This is a genomic window from Rhodococcus sp. ENV425, from assembly GCF_002887785.1.
GTDB classification, from domain to species: Bacteria; Actinomycetota; Actinomycetes; order Mycobacteriales; family Mycobacteriaceae; genus Rhodococcus; species Rhodococcus aetherivorans.
On record NZ_PCZU01000189.1, the window covers coordinates 6,652 to 9,166 of the forward strand.

Genomic DNA, 2,515 nt, shown 5'->3' on the forward strand with positions numbered 1-2,515 from the left:
GACGACGGCGAGCAGCACCGCCCACCCCAGCACCGGGGGGATCGCGGTCGGATCGGTGTTGAGGCCGAAGAACACGAAGAAGATCGCCGCGAACAGGTCCCGCAGGGGCTCGAGGACGCGAGCCGCATTGTGGGCGGTCGACCCCGAGATCGCGATGCCGAGCAGGAACGCACCGACCGCCGCCGACACCTGCATCGCCGAGCTGACGCCCGCGACGAGGAGCGCGGCCCCGAGCAGCTTGAGCAGCAGCGTCTCGCTGTCCGGGCTGTCGAGCACCGCGGAGACGTAACGCCCGTACCGCAGCACCAGCACGAGCACGATCGTGACCAGGCCCAGGGCGATCGCGACGGCCTCGAGTCCACCGATCAGGCTGACCCCGGCGAGCACCGCGGTCAGGATCGGCAGGTACACCGCCATCGCGAGGTCCTCGAAGACGAGGATCGACAGCACCACGGGAGTCTCCCGGTTACCCAGACGGCCGAGGTCGGTCAGCGTCTTGGCGATGATGCCCGAGGACGAGATGTAGGTGATGCCCCCGAGGACGAACGCCCCCGTCGCACCCCAACCGAGCAGCAGCGCGATCGCCGCCCCCGGCGCGGCGTTGAGCACGAGATCGAGCAGACCCGCCGCGCGGGAACGTTTGAGCCCGGTCATGAGCTCGGAGGCCGTGTACTCCAGCCCGAGAAGCAGCAGGAGCAGGACCACGCCGATCTCACTGGCGACGTGACTGAATTCGCTGATGTCGCCGAGCTGGACGAAGCCGCCGGTGCCGAACGCCAGACCGCCGAGGAGGTAGAACGGGATCGGCGACATGGCGAATCGCGCGGCGACCCGTCCGAGCACCCCCAGGGCGAAGAACACCGCCCCCAGTTCGATCAGGGCGAGCGTGGTCGAGTTCATCCGTCAGCCGTTGCGCAGGATCCTGGCCGCGGCGTCCAGCCCGTCGGCGGTGCCGACGGCGACGAGGATGTCTCCCCCGGTGAGCACGAAGTCCGGTCCCGGCGACGGCGTCACCTGCCCCGCGCGCATCACCGCGACGACGGACACGCCCGTGCGGGTCCGCATCGCCGTGTCCCCGAGCACCGCCCCGTCGAAGCGGGAGCCGTCGTGGATGTGCAGCTGCCGGGTGATGATCCCGGGCAGCTACCGGTGGTCCTCCTGGAGCTGGGCGACGAGCTGGGGCGCGCCGAGCAGGTTGCTCAGTGTGGCCGCCTCCTCGACGGTCAGCGGCAGCGAGGCGGCGCAGGCGTCGGGATCGTCCGCCTTCGAGATGATCAGGTCCGAATGGCCGTCCCGATGCGTGATGACCCCGATCCGACGACCCGACGCCAGCTCGAAGTCCTTGCGCACACCGATCCCGGGAAGAGGCGTCACTTCGACGTTCATGCCGCCAGAGTAGGGCTCACGGCGGACACGGGTGACGGCGCACCGTCAGAGATGTCCGAACCGTCCGTTTTCGTCGGGGAGGTAGTCGACGACTGCGGTGACCGCGGCAACGGGGAGGGGGCCGTAGAGGTGCGGGAACGCCATCCCCGCCGGATCGCCCGGCACGCCCGGCTCGAACCGCACCTCGTCCGCGAGCCGGGCCGGGTCGATGTGCAACAGCACCAGGTCCGTGCGGCCGGCGAACAACCGGTTCGCCGGCAGGTGCACCTGTTCCGGGGCCGACAGGTGCACGAACCCCTGCGCGGCGAGCGACTCGGGGGTCAACGCCCCGCTGTGCTGCGCCCGCTCCCAGTCGGCCCGCGCGCAGATGTGTACCAGCCGATCCGTCACCGCGACCCCTCTCGACGACCGTTCCGGGCCCGCGACGGCGCCGAGGGCTCTGCGCTGTGAGCGAACACCCGCAGCCGCGAAACCGCACGTCGTCGGCATTCGGCCGGTTCCGGGGTGAAACGCGACACGATTTCCGGAGGATTGGAACAACGCATGAACGGGAATCGTCTGACACAGTAGATCCACCGCGCCGGCCCGGTGCGGCGGACCAGACCCCAGGCAACCGACGACAGTGGTGGCCAGTTTGGAGGAGTCATGCCCGGAACGTTGACCAGCCCGAAGTTGACCGCCGCAGACCGCTGCGATCGGTGCAGTGCAGCCGCTCGCGTCCGTGCCGTCCTTGCCACCGGTGGCGAGCTGCTCTTCTGCGGCCACCACGCCAAGGAGCACACCGACCGGCTGCGTGAACTCGGCGCCACGATCGTGACCGAGTCCGACGCCGAAGCCGCCGTCTGATCCACCGTTCCGGAGCCGACCGACTCCGAGACCCGACCCGAAACGGGCGACCACCGCGAGTGGTCGCCCGTTTCGCCGTTCCGGGAGTGTGCCCTCGGCCGGTTCACCGTCGGCCGGCTCACCACTGACGCAGCAGGGCGATGCGGTCGCCCAGCTGCTCGGCCGTGGCGATCGCGGTCGGCGGGCCGCCGCACTGCCGCCGCAGCTCCCCGTGGATGACCCCGTGCGGCTTGCCGGTGCGGTGGTGGTGCATGGCGACGAGCGAGTTCAGTTCCTTGCGCAG

3 protein-coding genes and 1 pseudogene are annotated in these 2,515 nt (G+C 70.2%); 1 reads left to right on the forward strand and 3 read right to left on the reverse strand.

Going from position 1 to position 2,515, the window contains the following annotated elements; genetic code table 11:
• The 3 genes and pseudogenes from CQZ88_RS15910 to CQZ88_RS15920 all read right to left on the reverse strand — a co-directional run.
• The coding region (locus CQZ88_RS15910; RefSeq protein WP_258008622.1) for a cation:proton antiporter at positions 1-900 on the reverse strand (900 nt) is incomplete at its 3' end.
• A gap of 3 nt (positions 901-903) precedes the next feature.
• Positions 904-1,386: pseudogene (locus CQZ88_RS15915) on the reverse strand (cation:proton antiporter regulatory subunit).
• A gap of 45 nt (positions 1,387-1,431) precedes the next feature.
• On the reverse strand, positions 1,432-1,776 hold the full coding sequence (locus tag CQZ88_RS15920; RefSeq protein ID WP_065922619.1) for a DUF952 domain-containing protein: 345 nt from the start codon (positions 1,774-1,776) through the stop codon (positions 1,432-1,434).
• A 255-nt stretch (positions 1,777-2,031) separates the two neighbouring features.
• On the opposite strand from CQZ88_RS15920, the gene CQZ88_RS15925 reads away from it, so the two are divergent.
• A complete protein-coding gene (locus CQZ88_RS15925; protein ID WP_003935586.1) occupies positions 2,032-2,232 on the forward strand; it encodes a hypothetical protein in 201 nt (66 codons plus the stop codon).
• Positions 2,233-2,515 lie beyond the last annotated feature (283 nt).